This window comes from Solihabitans fulvus (genome assembly GCF_008386585.1).
GTDB lineage: Bacteria > Actinomycetota > Actinomycetes > Mycobacteriales > Pseudonocardiaceae > Solihabitans > Solihabitans fulvus.
Genome location: NZ_VUOB01000034.1, coordinates 17,164 through 31,922, shown reverse-complemented (window position 1 = coordinate 31,922; position 14,759 = coordinate 17,164). Strand labels below are relative to the sequence as shown.

Below are 14,759 nucleotides of genomic sequence, written 5' to 3'. Positions count from 1 at the left end.
GGGGCTCATGGCCGGATGCCTTGTCTACGAAGGAGACGACCTGGACGGCGTGATCAACGTCGTACGTCGAGGGCACCAGTAGCAGGAATGGAGCGGGCTATCCCTCAGCGACGAACTGCACGCAGGCGGCAGCGATCTCCTGACCACGCGTGTCCCGCACCGTGCACGGCACACCGGCCTCGTTCACCCGCCGCACGAACTCCCGCTCCACCGGCTTCGGCGACGCATCCCACTTACTACCCGGCGTCGGGTTCAACGGAATCACGTTCACGTGCACCAACGGACCGAGGTGCCGGTGCAGCAGCTTGCCGAGCAAATCGGCCCGCCACGGCTGGTCGTTGATGTCGCGAATCAACGCATACTCGATCGACACCCGCCGACCCGTCTTGTCCGCGTACCCACGCGCCGCCTCCAACACCTCGGAGACCTTCCACCGCGTGTTCACCGGCACCAACGTGTCCCGCAGCTCGTCGTCCGGGGTGTGTAGCGACACCGCCAACCGAACGTGCAAGCCCTCCTCGGTCATCTTCCTGATCGCCGGCACCAACCCGACCGTCGACACCGTCACCGACCGCTGCGAGATCCCAAGACCATCCGGGGCCGGATCGCAGATCCGATGCACGGCGTCGATCACGCGCTTGTAGTTCGCCAGCGGCTCACCCATGCCCATGAACACGATGTTGGACAGCCGGCCGGGGCCGCCGGGCAGCTCGCCGTCGCGCATGGCCGCGGCGGCGGTGCGCACCTGGTCGACGATCTCCGCCGTGGACAGGTTGCGCTGGAGACCGCCCTGGCCGGTGGCGCAGAACGGGCAGGCCATGCCGCAGCCGGCCTGGCTGGAGATGCACACGGTCGCGCGGTCGGGATAGCGCATGAGCACGCTCTCCAGCAGCGTGCCGTCGTGCGCCTTCCACAGCGTCTTGCGGGTCGTGCCGTCGTCGCACTCGACGTGCCGAATCTTGGTGAGCAGCGGCGGCAACAGCTCGCTGACCAGCCGTTCCCGCGTCTCCGCCGGAATGTCGGTCATCGCGGCCGGGTCAGCGGTCAGCCGGCCGAAGTAGTGGTGCGAGAGCTGCTTCGCGCGGAAGGGCTTCTCGCCGAGCGACTCGACGGCGTCGCGGCGCTGCTCGGCGGACAGGTCGGCGAGGTGCTTCGGCGGCAGGCCACGCCGGGGCGCGTCGAAGACGAGAGGGAGGGAGGTCATAGCACCTACCAGTGTCCCACGAGTCGCGAGGGCCGCCGTCTCGACGCCTGTGATACGCCTCAACCCAATTGGCCGTTGCATCGCGATACATCAGCGATATATCGTTAACTCGTTCCAACCGACAACCACCGAGGGAGCACACGATGCGTTCCATCACCCCACCAGGGTTCGACCCGCGCGACCACCACGACGGCGAGCGCGGCCACCGGCGCCACGACCAGCACGGTCGGGAGCGCGGCCGCCGGCACCACGGCCACGGCGACCAGCACGTGCCGTTCGGGGCCGGCCCCGCCTTCAGCGACCACGTCTTCGGCGACCACGCCGGCCACCACTTCGCGCACGGCTTCGGTCACGGCTTCGCGCCGCACAGCGCGGGCTTCGGCCAGCCGTTCCCGCCGCAGGGGCCGTTCGGCCCGAACTTCGGCCCGCCTCCCCCGCCCCCGCCATGGCCGGGCATGCCCGACGCACCCGGTTCCCGTGGGCGACGCGAGCACAGCCGAGGCCACGGCCACGGACGCGGCGGCGGCCGGCAGCGGCGCGGCAACGTCCGGGCCGCCGTGCTCGCCCTGCTCGCGGAGCGGTCCATGCACGGCTACGAGATGATCCAGGAGATCAGCAAGCGCACCAACGGCGTCTGGCGGCCGAGCCCCGGCTCGGTCTACCCGACGCTGCAACTGCTCGCTGACGAGGGCATGGTCACCACCAGCGAGGAGGCTGGCGGCAAGCGGCTGTTCTCGCTCACCGACGAGGGCAGGGCCGAGTTCGACAAGCTCGGCGGCAGCACGCCGTGGGAGCAGGTCAACGACGACGTCGACCCGATCGAGCTGCAACTGCGCACCTCGATGGGCCAGCTGTTCGCCGCGATGCAGCAGATGGCGCACGCCGGCACGAGCGACCAGAAGGCCCGCGCGGTCGAGGCGCTCAACGGCGCCCGCCGGCAGATCTACAACATCCTCGGCGAGATCGACGCGGACACCGACACCGATATCGACTCCGACACCGAGGACTGACCGCGACACAGTCCCGCCCCGCGCCCGGCCCTCGCCGACGCGGGGCGGGTCCGTCTGCGGCACAAGGCGGGCGGCCATGGCACAGGGCCTGTTAGGGCACCAGGAGGCCGGCCGGCTTGCGCCGCACGTGCAGGCGATAACCGACGGGGATGGTGAGGCCGGGCGTCTCCGCGATGGCGCGCTCGGCCACCCTGACGGAGAACTCGATCCGCAGTACGGCCTCCAGGTCGGCGCGGCTGTCGAAGCGCCACACCGTGTCCACCCGCGTCAGGTCGAAGCCCTTGACCTCGAAGAACCGCTCGACCTCGATGGGCTCGTAGTCGGGGATGTCCGCCCGTAGCCACGGGCCGTACGGCGGCCGGGTCAGGTCGAGATCGATGACGGCGAGCGTCCCGCCCGGCCGCAGCACCCGATCGGCCTCGCGTAACCCGGGCTCGCAGCCCGGCCCGAAGAAGTAGGCGGTCCTGGCGTGCACCAGGTCGGCGCTCTCGTCGGGCAGCGGCAGCCACTGCGCCGGGCCGGCCAGCACCCGCACGTTCTCGACTCCGGCGACCCGCTGTTCGGCCCTGCGCACCAGCGGCGGATGCGGCTCGACGCCGACCACGCTGCGCGCGGTGCCGGCGAACACCGGCAGATGGAAGCCGTCCCCGCAGCCGACGTCCACGACGTCCTTGCCGGCCCAGTCGGCCTGCTCGCGCACCGCGCGCCAGATCGCGCCGCCGGTGTCCTGGGCCCGGTTCTCCAGCTCGTAGACCTCTGGCCAGTGCCAGATGTTCGGGCTGGGCACGACATCGGCAGGACGCACGGCGGCGAGCGCCGCCCGGACAAAGCCCTTCACACCTAGACCCTAAGGCCGGAGCGCTCCGCTATAGGTGGGGATTTCGACTGGCTAGACGGGCACGAAAAGGTGCAACAGCAGCCACGCCACCACGGCGGACGGCAGCAGCGAGTCCATCCGGTCCATCAGCCCGCCGTGCCCAGGCAGCAGCGTGCCCATGTCCTTGATGCCCAGATCGCGCTTGATCAGCGACTCGACCAGGTCGCCGGCCGTCGAGCTGAGCACCAGCGCCGCGCCGAACAGCGCGCCCTGCCACCACTGACCGTGCAGCAGCAGCGTCACCGACAGCGCGCCGCCGACCATGCCCATGACCAGCGAGCCGCCGAAGCCCTCCCAGGACTTCTTCGGGCTGATCGCCGGCGCCATCGGATGCTTGCCGAACAGCACACCCGCGATGTACCCGCCGGTGTCCGAGCACACCACGCCGATCAGGAAGCACAGCACGCGGAACGCGCCGTCGTGCGGGTCGACCAGCAGCACCGCGAACGCCGCGAACATCGGCACGTACGCCGCGGTGAACACCGACGCGGTGACATCGCGCAGGTAGCCGTCGACGCCGCCGCGGAACCGCCAGACCAGGCAGGCGAGCACGGTCAGCACGAACCCGGTCAGCAGGCCGCTCCGCTCGAACGGCCAGGACAGCCACACCATCGCCTGGCCGCCGACCAGCACCGGTGGGAGCGCGATCTCGATGCCCGCCCCGCGCTTGAGCGCGCCGGCCAGCTCGATGGTCGAGATCACCACGGCCACGGCGACGACGCCGACGAACACCTTCGGCACGACCAGCAGGGCGGCCAGCACCAACGCCCCGAGGCCGACACCAACTCCGATCGCCGCACGCAGGTCGCGTCCGGCCCGTGACGGACTTGCGCCCGTCCCGTCAGCCGACGGACCGGGCGCGTCTTCCTGACCGCCGGCTGACACCTGTGCTCCTTGTGCTGACACTGGATCCCGCATGCAGATCTTCGGCGCTCGCTGTGCGCTGCCTTCCGTCCGAACCGCCCACCGATCGTGGGCGGTTCGCCAGGCGGCGCTCAGACCTCGAGCAGCTCGGCTTCCTTGTGCTTCATGAGCTCGTCGACCTGCGCGACGTACTTGTGCGTCACGTGCTCCAGCTCCTTCTCACCGCGGGCGCCGTCGTCCTCGCCCACCTCACCATCCTTGACCAGGCGGTCGAGCTCTTCCTTGGCCTTGCGCCTGATGTTCCGGATGGTGATCTTGGCGTCCTCACCCTTGGTCTTGGCGACCTTCACCATCTCCCTGCGGCGCTCCTCGGAGAGCTGCGGGATCACGATGCGGATGATCGTGCCGTCGTTGCTCGGGTTGACGCCGAGATCGGACTCACGGATCGCCTTCTCGATGACGTTGAGCTGGCTGACGTCGTACGGCTTGACGACCGCCATCCTCGCCTCGGGGATGTTGATGCTGGCGAGCTGGTTGAGCGGGGTGTAGGCACCGTAGTAGTCGACGACGATGCGGGAGAACATGGCCGGTGTCGCTCGGCCGGTGCGAACCGCCGCGAGGTCGTCCTTCGCCACGGACACCGATTTTTCCATCTTCTCCTCGGCGTCGAGGAGGGTCTCGTCGATCACGGTTTCTCCTTGGTTTGCGGGCCGGGGTTCCTGTCGCTGGTGCGGATCCCGGGAGGTCTAGAAGGAGGGACGGCCGCCGGGAGTGCTCACCAACGTGCCGATCTTCTCACCACGCACCGCGCGTGCGATGTTCCCCTCGGTCAGCAGGTTGAACACCATGATCGGCATGTTGTTGTCCATGCACAGGCTGAAGGCGGTCGCGTCGGCGACCTTGAGGCCGCGCTCGAGCACCTCGCGGTGGCTGATCTGCTCGAACATCTCGGCGGTTGGGTCGATCTTGGGATCCGCGGTGTAGACGCCGTCGACGGCCTTGGCCATCAGCACGACCTCACACGCGATCTCCAGGGCGCGCTGGGCGGCAGTGGTGTCGGTGGAGAAGTAGGGCATCCCTGCGCCGCCGCCGAAGATCACGACGCGGCCCTTCTCCAGGTGCCGCATCGCGCGGCGGGGGATGTAGGGCTCGGCGACCTGGCCCATCGTGATGGCGGTCTGCACCCTGGTGTCGATGCCGTGCTCGCGTTCGAGGAAGTCCTGGAGCGCCAGGCAGTTCATCACCGTGCCGAGCATGCCCATGTAGTCGGCGCGGGAGCGGTCCATGCCGCGCTGCTGCAACTCCGCGCCACGGAAGAAGTTGCCGCCGCCGATCACGACCGCGACCTGCGCGCCACCGCGCACGACGTCCGCGATCTGCCTGGCGACTGTCTGCACGACATTGGGGTCCACGCCGACGCCACCGCCGCCGAACATCTCGCCACCGAGCTTGAGAAGCACTCGACGGTAACCGTTGCTGGACCTGTCCTCGGTCACACTTCCTCCTTGCTGCGCTGGGCGGCGCACGGAACGCGAACGTTGTCCGGACGTGCGAAGGCGGGGCCGTCGATGCGTCTCGAAGTCCGCACGACGACCCCGCCTCTCACGCCAGTCAGGCCTGGCCGACCTCGAAGCGAGCGAAACCGGTCACGGTCACGCCGGCCTCGTCGAGAATCGCCTTCACAGTCTTCTTGGACTCGGTCACCGAGGCCTGCTCCAGGAGCACGACGTCCTTGAAGAAGCCGTTGACCCGACCCTCGATGATCTTGGGCAGAGCCTGCTCCGGCTTGCCCTCCTCGCGAGCGGTCTCCTCGGCGATGCGACGCTCGTTGGCGACCAGGTCCTCGGGCACCTCGTCGCGGGTGACGTAGCGCGGCCGCATCGCGGCGATCTGCATCGCGACGCCCTTGGCGACCTCGGCACCGTCGCCGGAGTACTCGACCAGCACGCCGACGGCCGGCGGCAGGTCGGCGGCGCGGCGGTGCAGGTAGGTGCTGACGGCACCGTCGAAGACGGCGACCTTGGCCAGCTCCAGCTTCTCGCCGATCTTGGCGGACAGCTCCTGGACGACGGAGTCGACGGTCTTGCCGTCGAGCTCGGCGGCCTTGAGGACCTCGACGTCGGTCGCCTTGACGGCCTTGGCCACCTCGACGATCCGCTTGGCCAGGTCCTGGAAGTCGGCGTTCTTGGCGACGAAGTCCGTCTCGGAGCGCAGCTCGATCATCACGCCGCCGTCGGAGGCCACGAGGCCGTTGGCGGTGGTGCGCTCGGCCCGCTTGCCGACGTCCTTGGCACCCTTGATGCGGAGAACCTCGACGGCCTTGTCCAGGTCGCCGTCGGTCTCGTCCAGCGCCTTCTTGCAGTCCATCATGCCGGCGCCGGTCAGCTCACGGAGCCGCTTGACGTCGGCCGTGGTGTAGTTCGCCATCGTGCGTTTTCCGTTCCTTCTGCGGTGTACGCGCGGGTAGTGCTCGACGCGCGCCGCACCCGCCGGTGCGGCGGGTGCGACGCGCGTGATGTCAGGACGAGACGGGCTGCTCGGTCGCCTGCTCGGCGGCCGGGACCTCAGCAGCGGGCTGCTCGGCGGACTCGGCGGCCGGGGCCTCCGCGGGGGTGGAGCTGGTCAGCAGCTCCTTCTCCCACTCGGTCAGCGGCTCGTCGGAGACACCCGGCTCCGGCTTGTCCTCGCCCTCGGGGGCGTTGCGGGCACCGGAGCGGGCCATCAGACCGGCGGCGGCGGCCTCGGCCACGACCTTGGTCAGCAGCGCCGCGGAGCGGATCGCGTCGTCGTTGCCCGGGATCGGGAAGTCGACCTCGTCCGGGTCGCAGTTGGTGTCCAGGATGGCCACGACCGGGATGTTCAGCTTGCGCGCCTCGCCGACGGCGATGTGCTCCTTCTTGGTGTCCACGATCCAGACGGCGCTAGGCACCTTCTGCATGTCGCGGATACCACCGAGGGTGCGCTCCAGCTTGTCCTTCTCACGGGTCAGCATCAGGATCTCTTTCTTGGTGAGACCCTGGAAGCCGCCGGTCTGCTCCATCGACTCCAGCTCCTTGAGACGCTGGAGGCGCTTGTGCACGGTGGTGAAGTTGGTGAGCATGCCGCCCAGCCAGCGCTGGTTCACGTAGGGCATGCCGACGCGGAGGGCCTCGTTGGCGATGGCCTCCTGCGCCTGCTTCTTCGTGCCGACGAACAGGATCGACCCGCCGTGCGCGACCGTTTCCCTGACGAACTCGTAAGCCCGGTCAATGTAGGTCAGCGTCTGCTGGAGGTCGATGATGTAGATGCCGTTGCGCTCGGTGAGGATGTAGCGCTTCATCTTCGGGTTCCAGCGACGGGTCTGGTGTCCGAAGTGCACGCCGCTGTCGAGCAGCTGCTTCATGGTGACGACGGCCATGGCCGGTTGCACCTCTTGGTGTCGTGCGCGCCCACGCGGGCGCGCTTTTCGGTTGACGCGGAAGGCCGGGTGGCCAACCGCCCTGGTGCCGTGCCGGCGTCCGGACTCGTGGTGAAGAACTCTCACCCGGAGACCGCCGGACGTCGCTTCCCGCACAGGCGGGATCTGCACTGGCACGCGAAGTCGCCCCGTGATTACACGAGCCGCGCTAGCAGTGTACGCCCTGACCACGGGCAACTCCGAACCGGCAGCTCGGAGGTCGGTCACCTGTCCACAACGCCCCCGGTTGTCCACAACCCGGCCAGGTCAGGGCGCGTCCAGGGCCAGCTCCGGCCACCGTGGCGGCATGACTCGCACGGTTCCCGCCCCCGCACTCGCCGCCCTGCTCACCGCCCTGTGCTGCGCGGCCCTGTGCTGTGCCGCCGCGCCGCCGACGCACGCCTCGGCGATCACGAGCGACCCACCCGTGCGGGCTGAGCCGCTCCATCGAGAAGCGAGGTTCGGGTGGCCGCTGCGCGCGCCGCACCCGGTCCTCCGGCCGTTCATCGCGCCGGCCACCCCCTTCGGCCCAGGTCATCGCGGTGTCGACCTCGGCGGCGCGGCCGACCAGGAGGTGCTGGCCGCCGGGGACGGGATCGCGCTGTTCGCCGGCCTGCTCGTCGACCGCCCGCTGGTCTCCATCGCGCACGGCGGCGGGCTGTCGACGACCTACGAGCCGATCGAACCGACGGTCGTCGTGGGTCAGCCCGTGCACCGGGGCGAGGTCATCGGCCACCTGCGGCCGGGCCACCAGGGTTGCGGCGCCGCGCCCGGCCGGGGTGAGGGGCCGGACGTCCGCCTGTCCGGCGGCCCCGCAGCGGCCGGGGTGTGCCTGCACTGGGGCGCGCGCCGCGGCCGCGACTACCTCGACCCGCTGCGGCTGGTCGCCGCGCCGCACGTCCGCCTGCTGCCCGTGGAGGGGCGGATCAGCTCTCCGACTGTTGTTCGATGAGCTTGGTCCGCAGCCGCAGCACGGCCCTGGTGTGCAGCTGGCAGACCCGCGACTCGGTCACGCCGAGCACCCTGCCGATCTCGGCCAGGGTCAGGTTCTCGAAGTAGTAGAGCGTGACCACCACGCGGTCGCGCTCGGCGAGCTGCGCGATCGACTCGGCCAGCTGCCGCCTGCTGTCCCGGTCCACGAGCGCGGCGACGGGATCCTCGGCGTGGTCGTCCGGCAGCATCTCGGCCAGCGAGGCGCCGCCTCGGCTCGCCGCGATCAGCTCGTCGAGCGCCACCACGCTGGTCAGCTGAAGCTGCGCGTACAGCTCGCGCAGCTCGGCGAGGGTGATCTTCAGTTCGGTGGCGAGCTCGCTGTCGGTCGGCGTGCGCTGCAACCGGCCACCCAGCCGCTCCAGCGCCCGTTCGACGTCCCGCGCCCTGCTGCGCACCGAACGCGGCACCCAGTCCTGGGACCGCAGGTCGTCCAGGATCGCCCCGCGGATCCGCTGCATGGCGTAGGTCTCGAACTTCAGCCCGCGCTCCGGCTCGAACTTCTCGATCGCGTCGACCAGCCCGAAGATGCCCGACTGCACCAGGTCGGCGACGTCCACGTGCGAGGGCAGCCCGGTGCCGACGCGCCCGGCGACGTACTTGACCAGGGGCGCGTAGTGCAGCACCAGCCGATCCCGCAGCGGCATCGCCCTCGACCCGCCGTAGCTACGCCACAGCGCGACGATCCCAGCCTCGACGTCGTCCGCGCTGCGGTAGTCCGAGGAGTGCGTTCCCGCCGGCTGACCCGAGTCGGGCGGGACAGCGGTCCCGTTGCGACCGCCGCCGTCGCCGGACGCGTCGCCGCCGACATCGCCTCGATGCCCGGCGAGGTGCCCGACGTCGAGGTGGTGCCCGTTGCCATCGCGTGGGGAGGGTGTCTTCGCGGAGCGCACGGTCGCGGTGCGGGAACCTCCCCCGACGTCGTCAGGAACGGGGGTGGGTTCGGTCATGGATCGCCTTCAGCCGTTCGACAGTGACGTGTGTGTAGAGCTGAGTGGTTGCGAGCGTAGCGTGACCGAGCAGTTCTTGGACGGTTCGAAGGTCAGCTCCCCCTTCAAGCAGGTGCGTGGCGGCCGAATGGCGTAGTCCGTGCGGCCCCATGTCCGCAGCGTCAGGGACCGCGCCAACGGTGTCGTGCACGATGCGCCGAGCCATCCTTGGATCCAGCCTCCCGCCCCTCGCTCCGAGGAATAACGCGGCCAAGGAACCCGCCGTGACCAGCGCGGGACGTCCTTCGCTCAGCCATCGGCGCACCGCTCGTTCGGCCGGCTGGCCGAACGGAACAGCGCGTTCGCGACTGCCCTTGCCCAGTACTCGGACCAACCTCCGCGAGTAGTCGACGTCGTCGATGTCGAGGCCGCACAGCTCGGACACCCGAACACCCGTGGCGTACAGCAACTCCACCACGGCCTGGTCACGCAGCGCAACCGGATCACCCTCAGCGGCACCCGACTGGGCAGCCTCCATCGCGGCATCCGCCTGCTCCCTGTGTAGCACTGCGGGCAGCTTCCGATGCGGACGCGGCGCGGCGAGGCGCGGCCCCGGGTCGGCGGCGAGATGGCCCGCCCTGGCCGCCCAGGCGGTGAACGTGCGGGCCGAGGCGGCCCGGCGGGCCAGCGTGGTCCGGCCGGCGCCCGCCGCGTGTTGGTCGGCCAGCCAGGAGCGCAGCGCCGCCAGGTCGAGCGCGCCGAGCGCGTGGTCGCCGCGCGCCGGCGGGCCGTCGGCCGCGAGATGCCCGAGCAGCGCCACCACGTCCCCGACATAGGCCCGGACCGTGTGCGGCGAATGCCCGCGCTCCAGCGCGAGATGGCGCTCGTACTGGTCAAGCACAGCGGCCAGTCCGGCAGGCAGCTCCGAACGAAGGCGCACGAGATCCACTCGACCGCGGCGGCTGGACATAGCCCCAAACGCTGCGCCCTCGACGGCGTCCGGTCAAGCATCGCCGCGCCCACTCTCGTTCCGCGCGCGCCGCCAACCCGACTCGCCCCGGCTGGCGAGGCCGGCGAACTCCAGCTCGGGCAGCAGCGCGCGGACCCGGGGCAGCGGCACGCCCGACTCCACCGCGATCAGCTCGGCGCTGCGACCGGCACCCCGGCTCAGCGCCTCGTGCACGCGCATGGTGTCGCTGCCGGGCGGGGCGATCGGCTCGTCCGCGTCGCCGACCGACGGCGCCAGATCGACGCCGATGCGCCCGGCGGTCTCGATGACGTCGTGCACGGTGCTCACCGCGATCGCCTCGCCGCCGCGCAGCAGCTCGTTGCAGCCGAGCGAGCTCGCCGAGGTCACCGGCCCAGGCACCACCATCAGCACGCGACCGATGGCGCAGGTCGTGGCGGCGGTGTTCTTCGCCCCGCTGCGCCTGCCCGCCTCCACCACGACCGTCCCGGCGGCCAGCGCCGCGATGAGCCGGTTCCTGGCGAGGAAGCGATGCCTGGCCGGCGGTGTGCCTGGCGGGTACTCGCTGAGCACGGCACCCCGGTCAGCGACCAGGCTCAGCAGCCGATCGTGCCCGGCCGGATAGGCGATGTCCACGCCACAGGCCAGCACCGCGATGGTGCTGCCGGCCGCCATCAGCGCGCCCCGGTGCGCCGCGCCGTCGATGCCGTGGGCGGCGCCCGAGACGACCGTGACGCCGGCCTCGGACAGCCCGTGGCCGAACTCCGCCGCGACGTGCTCGCCGTACCCGCTGGCCGCGCGGGAGCCGACCACGGCGACCGCCCGGTCGGTCAGCTCGTCCAACCTGCCGACGCCGCGCACCCACAGCGCAAGCGGCTCCACGCCGATCCGGACGCCCCGCTGCCCAGCCGCGCACAGCCCGGCGAGCGGCCACCCCGGCCACTCCTCGTCCTCCGGGGTGACCAGCCGCGCGCCGATCGTCGCGCCGTTGCGCAGGTCGGTCTCGGCGAGTTCGAGATGCGCCCTCGCCGAGGTCTCCCGCAGCACCGCGGCGGGCGCGTCGCCACTGCGCACCAGCTCGGCGGCCCGCACCGGCCCGTCCTGCTCCACCAGGGCGACCAGCGCCGCCGCGGGCGGCTCGGCCACCCGCACCAGGTACGCCCGAGCCAGCCGCACCGGGTCGGCCGGCGTCGCCGCGCTCACGGCGACCTCCGCCGGCGGAACCCCAACGCGCCACGCCACCCCACGCGCATCCGCTCGGGCGCGCCGGACCGCGCCCGGTCCGACCACGTCGTCGCGCTCATGCCGACCTCCGTTCGCGGAACTCCAGGGCGGCGGAGACATGGTCGACGTCCGGACGGTCCGCCCCCGCGAGGTCGGCGAGCGTCCAGGCCACCCGAAGGCACCGGTCGGCGCCTCGGCCGGTGATCGCCCCGCACGCCAGCCCCCGGTCCAGCAGAACGGTGGCCTGCCTGGGCAGCGCGTACTCCCGGCGCAGCACCGGCCCTGGCGCCTCGGCGTTGGTGCGCCAGCCGTGCGCCGCCCAACGCGCGTTCGCCCGCGCCCTGGCCGCCACGACCCGAGCGCGCACGACGGACGTCGGTTCGGGCTGGCCGACATCCGCCCTGGCCATGGCGGTGAGCGGCCGCATGCGCACCCGCAGGTCGACGCGGTCGAGCAACGCGCCGGACAACCGCGCGAAGTAGCGCCGCCGCGCGTTCGGTGCGCAACAGCAGTCGATCTCCCTCGGCGGCGCGCACGGACACGGGTTGGTCGCCAGGACGAGCTGGAACCTCGCGGGGTAGGTCATGACGCCGTCCCGCCTGGCCAGCCGGACCTCGCCCTCCTCGAGCGAGGTCCGCAGCGACTCCAACAGGGGCGCGCTGAGCTCACAGGCCTCGTCCAGGAGCAAAACGCCGCGGTGCGCCCTGCTGATCGCGCCCGGTCTCGCCAGGCCGACGCCCCCGCCGACCAGCGCCGCCATCGAGGTGGAGTGGTGCGGGGCGACGAACGGCGGCGCCACGACCAACGGATGGTCGGCGGAGAGCAGCCCGGCAACCGAGTGGATCGCGGTCACCTCGAGCGCCTCGTCGGCGGACAGGTCGGGGAGCAGGCCGATCAGGCGCTGGGCCAGCATCGTCTTCCCCGTGCCCGGCGGACCGGTCAACAGCAGGTGATGAGCCCCTGCCGCGGCGACCTCCAGCGCCCACCTGGCCTCCGGCTGGCCGACCACGTCGACGAGGTCCGGCGCCTCGACCGGCGGCGGCCGCCCCGGCGCGGACGGCTGCACGAGCTGGGAGGGCTCCGCGCGCAGCCAGCCGAGGACGTCGGCGAGGCACGCCGCGCCGAACACCTCGATCCCGTCGACCAGGGCGGCCTCCGCCAGGTTGTCCACCGGCACCACCGCGCGGCGCAACCCCGCCCTGCGCGCGGTCAGCAGGCCCGGCAGCACACCGCGCACCGGGCGCAGCCTGCCGTCCAGGGCCAGCTCGCCGATCAGCACGGTGCCGTCGAGCAGCCCGGCCGGCACCGTCTGCGCGCCGGCCAGCACGGCGCACGCCAGGGCGAGGTCGTAGCCGGAGCCGTTCTTGGGCAGCGTCGCCGGCGACAGCCCGAGGGTGATCCGCTGCGCTGGCCAGTCCTCACCGGTGTTGCGGACGGCGGCCCGCACCCGGTCCTTGGACTCGTGCAGCGCCGCGTCCGGCAGGCCGAGCAGCTGCACGACCGGTTTGCCTCGCCCGACGTCGGCCTCCACCTCCACGGCGAGCCCGTCCACCCCGAACAGCGCCACCGACCACGCTCGTACCAGCGCCATCACCCGACACCCCGCAGATGCTCCAGCCTGGCCGGCTCGTGCGGCGGCCAGAGCACCGAGATGACGTCGATCCGGACCTCGCACCAGCCGACCCGATGAGCGGACAGCCACAGGCCGGTGAGGTGCCGGATCCTGCGCAGCTTGGCGGCCGTCACCGCCTCCGCCGGGACGCCGTGGTCAAGGCCCGAGCGGGTCTTCACCTCGCACACCACGGCGCGGACGCCGTCGGTGGCGACCACGTCCAGCTCCCCGCCCCGGCACCGCCAGTTCCTGGACAGCACCACCAGCCCCTGGCTCTCCAGGTACTGACAGGCCAGCGACTCGCCCTGCCGGCCGAACTCGTACTGGTCCCAGTCTCGTTGCGGGACCAACTGCGCAACCACGCTCACTGTTCCTCACCTCCCCGTCGGTCGTCTGGCATGACCGTGCCGGGAAAGCGGATCCTGTGCCATCGGCTGGTGCCGAGCTGTGGATGACTGGATGGGTTGTGGACAACTTCGGCCCCGGAGCGGTGCTCCGGGGCCGAGAGTCGGTGTCAGGTGGTAAGCAGAAAGGTTTCAGCCGTTGAACGGGCCGTCTTCCGGCAGCCGCAGGTCGGGCTTGTCCAGCTCCTCCACGTTGACGTCCTTGAAGGTGATCACCCTGACGTTCTTCACGAACCGAGCCGGCCGGTACATGTCCCACACCCAGGCGTCGGACATCCGCACCTCGAAGTACACCTCGCCGTCGGCGTTCCGCACCTGCACGTCGACCGCGTTGGCCAGGTAGAACCGCCGTTCGGTCTCCACCACGAAGGAGAACTGACCGACGATGTCGCGGTACTCCTTGTAGAGCTGCAGCTCCATCTCGGTCTCGTACTTCTCGAGATCTTCCGCGCTCATCGGATCCGCGCCCCTCCTCGTCGCGAGCTTGCCACCCCGATCGCGGGGGGCTCCCCATTCTGGACTACGCCGAGCGCTGCCATGCTGCGCACCACCCGGCGTGGCGGCCGAAGCCCGTGCGCGACCGCCGCTGATGTCACGTTCGCATACGACCACCGATGCTCCGCGCTCGGCCCGTGTTCGAGCAACGCGGAGCTGTGCTCGGCCGTCGAGTACCCCTTGTGCACGTGAAACCCGTATGCGGGGAGTTCCTCGTGCAGCCCGGACATGATCCGGTCCCTGGTGACCTTCGCCAACACCGATGCCGCCGCCACGCACGCGGCGGCCTGGTCGCCCTTGACCACCGGCATGCTCGGCGCCGTCAACCCCGGCACCCGGAAGCCGTCCACCAGCACGTATCCGGGATGCGTCGTCAGTCTGGCCACCGCCCGCCGCATCCCCTCGATGTTGGCGACGTGCACGCCGATCAGGTCGATCTCGCTGGCCGGCACCACCACAACGGCGAAGTCCACCGCCCTGGCCCTGACCACGTCGAACATCCGATCCCGGGCCGCTGCGGTGAGCAACTTCGAGTCGGTGAGCCCGTCGAACTTGGCAGCATCACCCGGTCGGAGGACACAGGAGGCGATCACCAGCGGACCGGCGCAGGCTCCGCGCCCCGCCTCGTCCACCCCGGCAACCGGTCCGAGCCCCCGGCGGTCAAGGGCCGCCTGGAGCGCCCAGTTCCCCGAGGTCCGCCGCACCACAGCCCTCGGCGGGCGCAACACGTCCGAGCTGACCGCCATC

16 protein-coding genes are annotated in these 14,759 nt (G+C 71.1%); 2 read left to right on the top strand and 14 right to left on the bottom strand.

What is annotated here, in order from left to right; translation table 11 throughout:
• Positions 1-97 precede the first annotated feature (97 nt).
• Positions 98-1,204 (bottom strand): dual-specificity RNA methyltransferase RlmN, encoded by a 1,107-nt coding sequence (gene rlmN, locus F0L68_RS19790; RefSeq protein WP_149851100.1) that lies wholly within the window; start codon positions 1,202-1,204, stop codon positions 98-100.
• Positions 1,205-1,347: 143 nt separating this feature from the next.
• On the opposite strand from rlmN, the gene F0L68_RS43595 reads away from it, so the two are divergent.
• Complete coding sequence (locus F0L68_RS43595) at positions 1,348-2,214, top strand: PadR family transcriptional regulator (protein ID WP_223198955.1); 867 nt, start codon at positions 1,348-1,350, stop codon at positions 2,212-2,214.
• 91 nt (positions 2,215-2,305) lie between these two features.
• Here F0L68_RS43595 and F0L68_RS19775 read toward each other — a convergent pair whose 3' ends face one another.
• From F0L68_RS19775 to rpsB, 6 genes are all read right to left on the bottom strand, one after another.
• Positions 2,306-3,052, bottom strand: coding sequence for a class I SAM-dependent methyltransferase (locus tag F0L68_RS19775; RefSeq protein ID WP_149851099.1), 747 nt, complete (start codon positions 3,050-3,052; stop codon positions 2,306-2,308).
• Between the two features lie 51 nt (positions 3,053-3,103).
• Entirely contained in the window at positions 3,104-4,009 is a 906-nt protein-coding gene (locus F0L68_RS19770; protein ID WP_149851098.1) for a phosphatidate cytidylyltransferase, read from the bottom strand.
• Between the two features lie 77 nt (positions 4,010-4,086).
• Positions 4,087-4,644, bottom strand: a complete 558-nt coding sequence (gene frr / locus F0L68_RS19765) for a ribosome recycling factor (protein WP_149851097.1) — start codon at positions 4,642-4,644, stop codon at positions 4,087-4,089.
• Between the two features lie 57 nt (positions 4,645-4,701).
• Positions 4,702-5,451, bottom strand: coding sequence for a UMP kinase (gene pyrH / locus F0L68_RS19760; RefSeq protein WP_149851096.1), 750 nt, complete (start codon positions 5,449-5,451; stop codon positions 4,702-4,704).
• A gap of 115 nt (positions 5,452-5,566) precedes the next feature.
• The gene (gene tsf, locus F0L68_RS19755; protein WP_149851095.1) at positions 5,567-6,382 is read right to left on the bottom strand and encodes a translation elongation factor Ts; all 816 of its coding nucleotides are present in this window, start codon (positions 6,380-6,382) and stop codon (positions 5,567-5,569) included.
• 91 nt (positions 6,383-6,473) lie between these two features.
• A complete protein-coding gene (gene rpsB / locus F0L68_RS19750) occupies positions 6,474-7,352 on the bottom strand; it encodes a 30S ribosomal protein S2 (protein WP_149851094.1) in 879 nt (292 codons plus the stop codon).
• A 346-nt stretch (positions 7,353-7,698) separates the two neighbouring features.
• Here rpsB and F0L68_RS19745 point away from each other — a divergent pair, with 346 nt between their 5' ends.
• The gene (locus F0L68_RS19745; RefSeq protein WP_149851093.1) at positions 7,699-8,343 is read left to right on the top strand and encodes a M23 family metallopeptidase; all 645 of its coding nucleotides are present in this window, start codon (positions 7,699-7,701) and stop codon (positions 8,341-8,343) included.
• Here F0L68_RS19745 and F0L68_RS19740 read toward each other — a convergent pair.
• From F0L68_RS19740 to F0L68_RS19710, 7 genes are all read right to left on the bottom strand, one after another.
• A complete protein-coding gene (locus F0L68_RS19740) occupies positions 8,318-9,331 on the bottom strand; it encodes a FliA/WhiG family RNA polymerase sigma factor (RefSeq protein ID WP_188316685.1) in 1,014 nt (337 codons plus the stop codon). The two genes, F0L68_RS19745 and F0L68_RS19740, sit on opposite strands and share 26 nt — an antisense overlap.
• Entirely contained in the window at positions 9,306-10,280 is a 975-nt protein-coding gene (locus F0L68_RS19735) for a tyrosine recombinase XerC (RefSeq protein ID WP_149851092.1), read from the bottom strand. The genes F0L68_RS19740 and F0L68_RS19735 overlap by 26 nt, the downstream gene beginning before the upstream one ends.
• A gap of 33 nt (positions 10,281-10,313) precedes the next feature.
• Positions 10,314-11,480: a DNA-processing protein DprA gene (dprA, locus tag F0L68_RS19730; protein ID WP_223198953.1), complete on the bottom strand. Its 1,167-nt coding sequence runs from the start codon at positions 11,478-11,480 to the stop codon at positions 10,314-10,316.
• A gap of 97 nt (positions 11,481-11,577) precedes the next feature.
• Positions 11,578-13,092 (bottom strand): YifB family Mg chelatase-like AAA ATPase, encoded by a 1,515-nt coding sequence (locus F0L68_RS19725; RefSeq protein ID WP_149851090.1) that lies wholly within the window; start codon positions 13,090-13,092, stop codon positions 11,578-11,580.
• Positions 13,092-13,481 carry a YraN family protein gene (locus tag F0L68_RS19720; protein WP_149851089.1) on the bottom strand — a complete coding sequence of 130 codons (390 nt, stop codon included), beginning with the start codon at positions 13,479-13,481 and terminating at the stop codon, positions 13,092-13,094. The genes F0L68_RS19725 and F0L68_RS19720 overlap by 1 nt, the downstream gene beginning before the upstream one ends.
• A gap of 168 nt (positions 13,482-13,649) precedes the next feature.
• Positions 13,650-13,973: a DUF2469 domain-containing protein gene (locus tag F0L68_RS19715; RefSeq protein WP_149851088.1), complete on the bottom strand. Its 324-nt coding sequence runs from the start codon at positions 13,971-13,973 to the stop codon at positions 13,650-13,652.
• Complete coding sequence (locus F0L68_RS19710; protein ID WP_149851087.1) at positions 13,970-14,758, bottom strand: ribonuclease HII; 789 nt, start codon at positions 14,756-14,758, stop codon at positions 13,970-13,972. The genes F0L68_RS19715 and F0L68_RS19710 overlap by 4 nt, the downstream gene beginning before the upstream one ends.
• Between the last annotated feature and the right edge of the window lies 1 nt (position 14,759).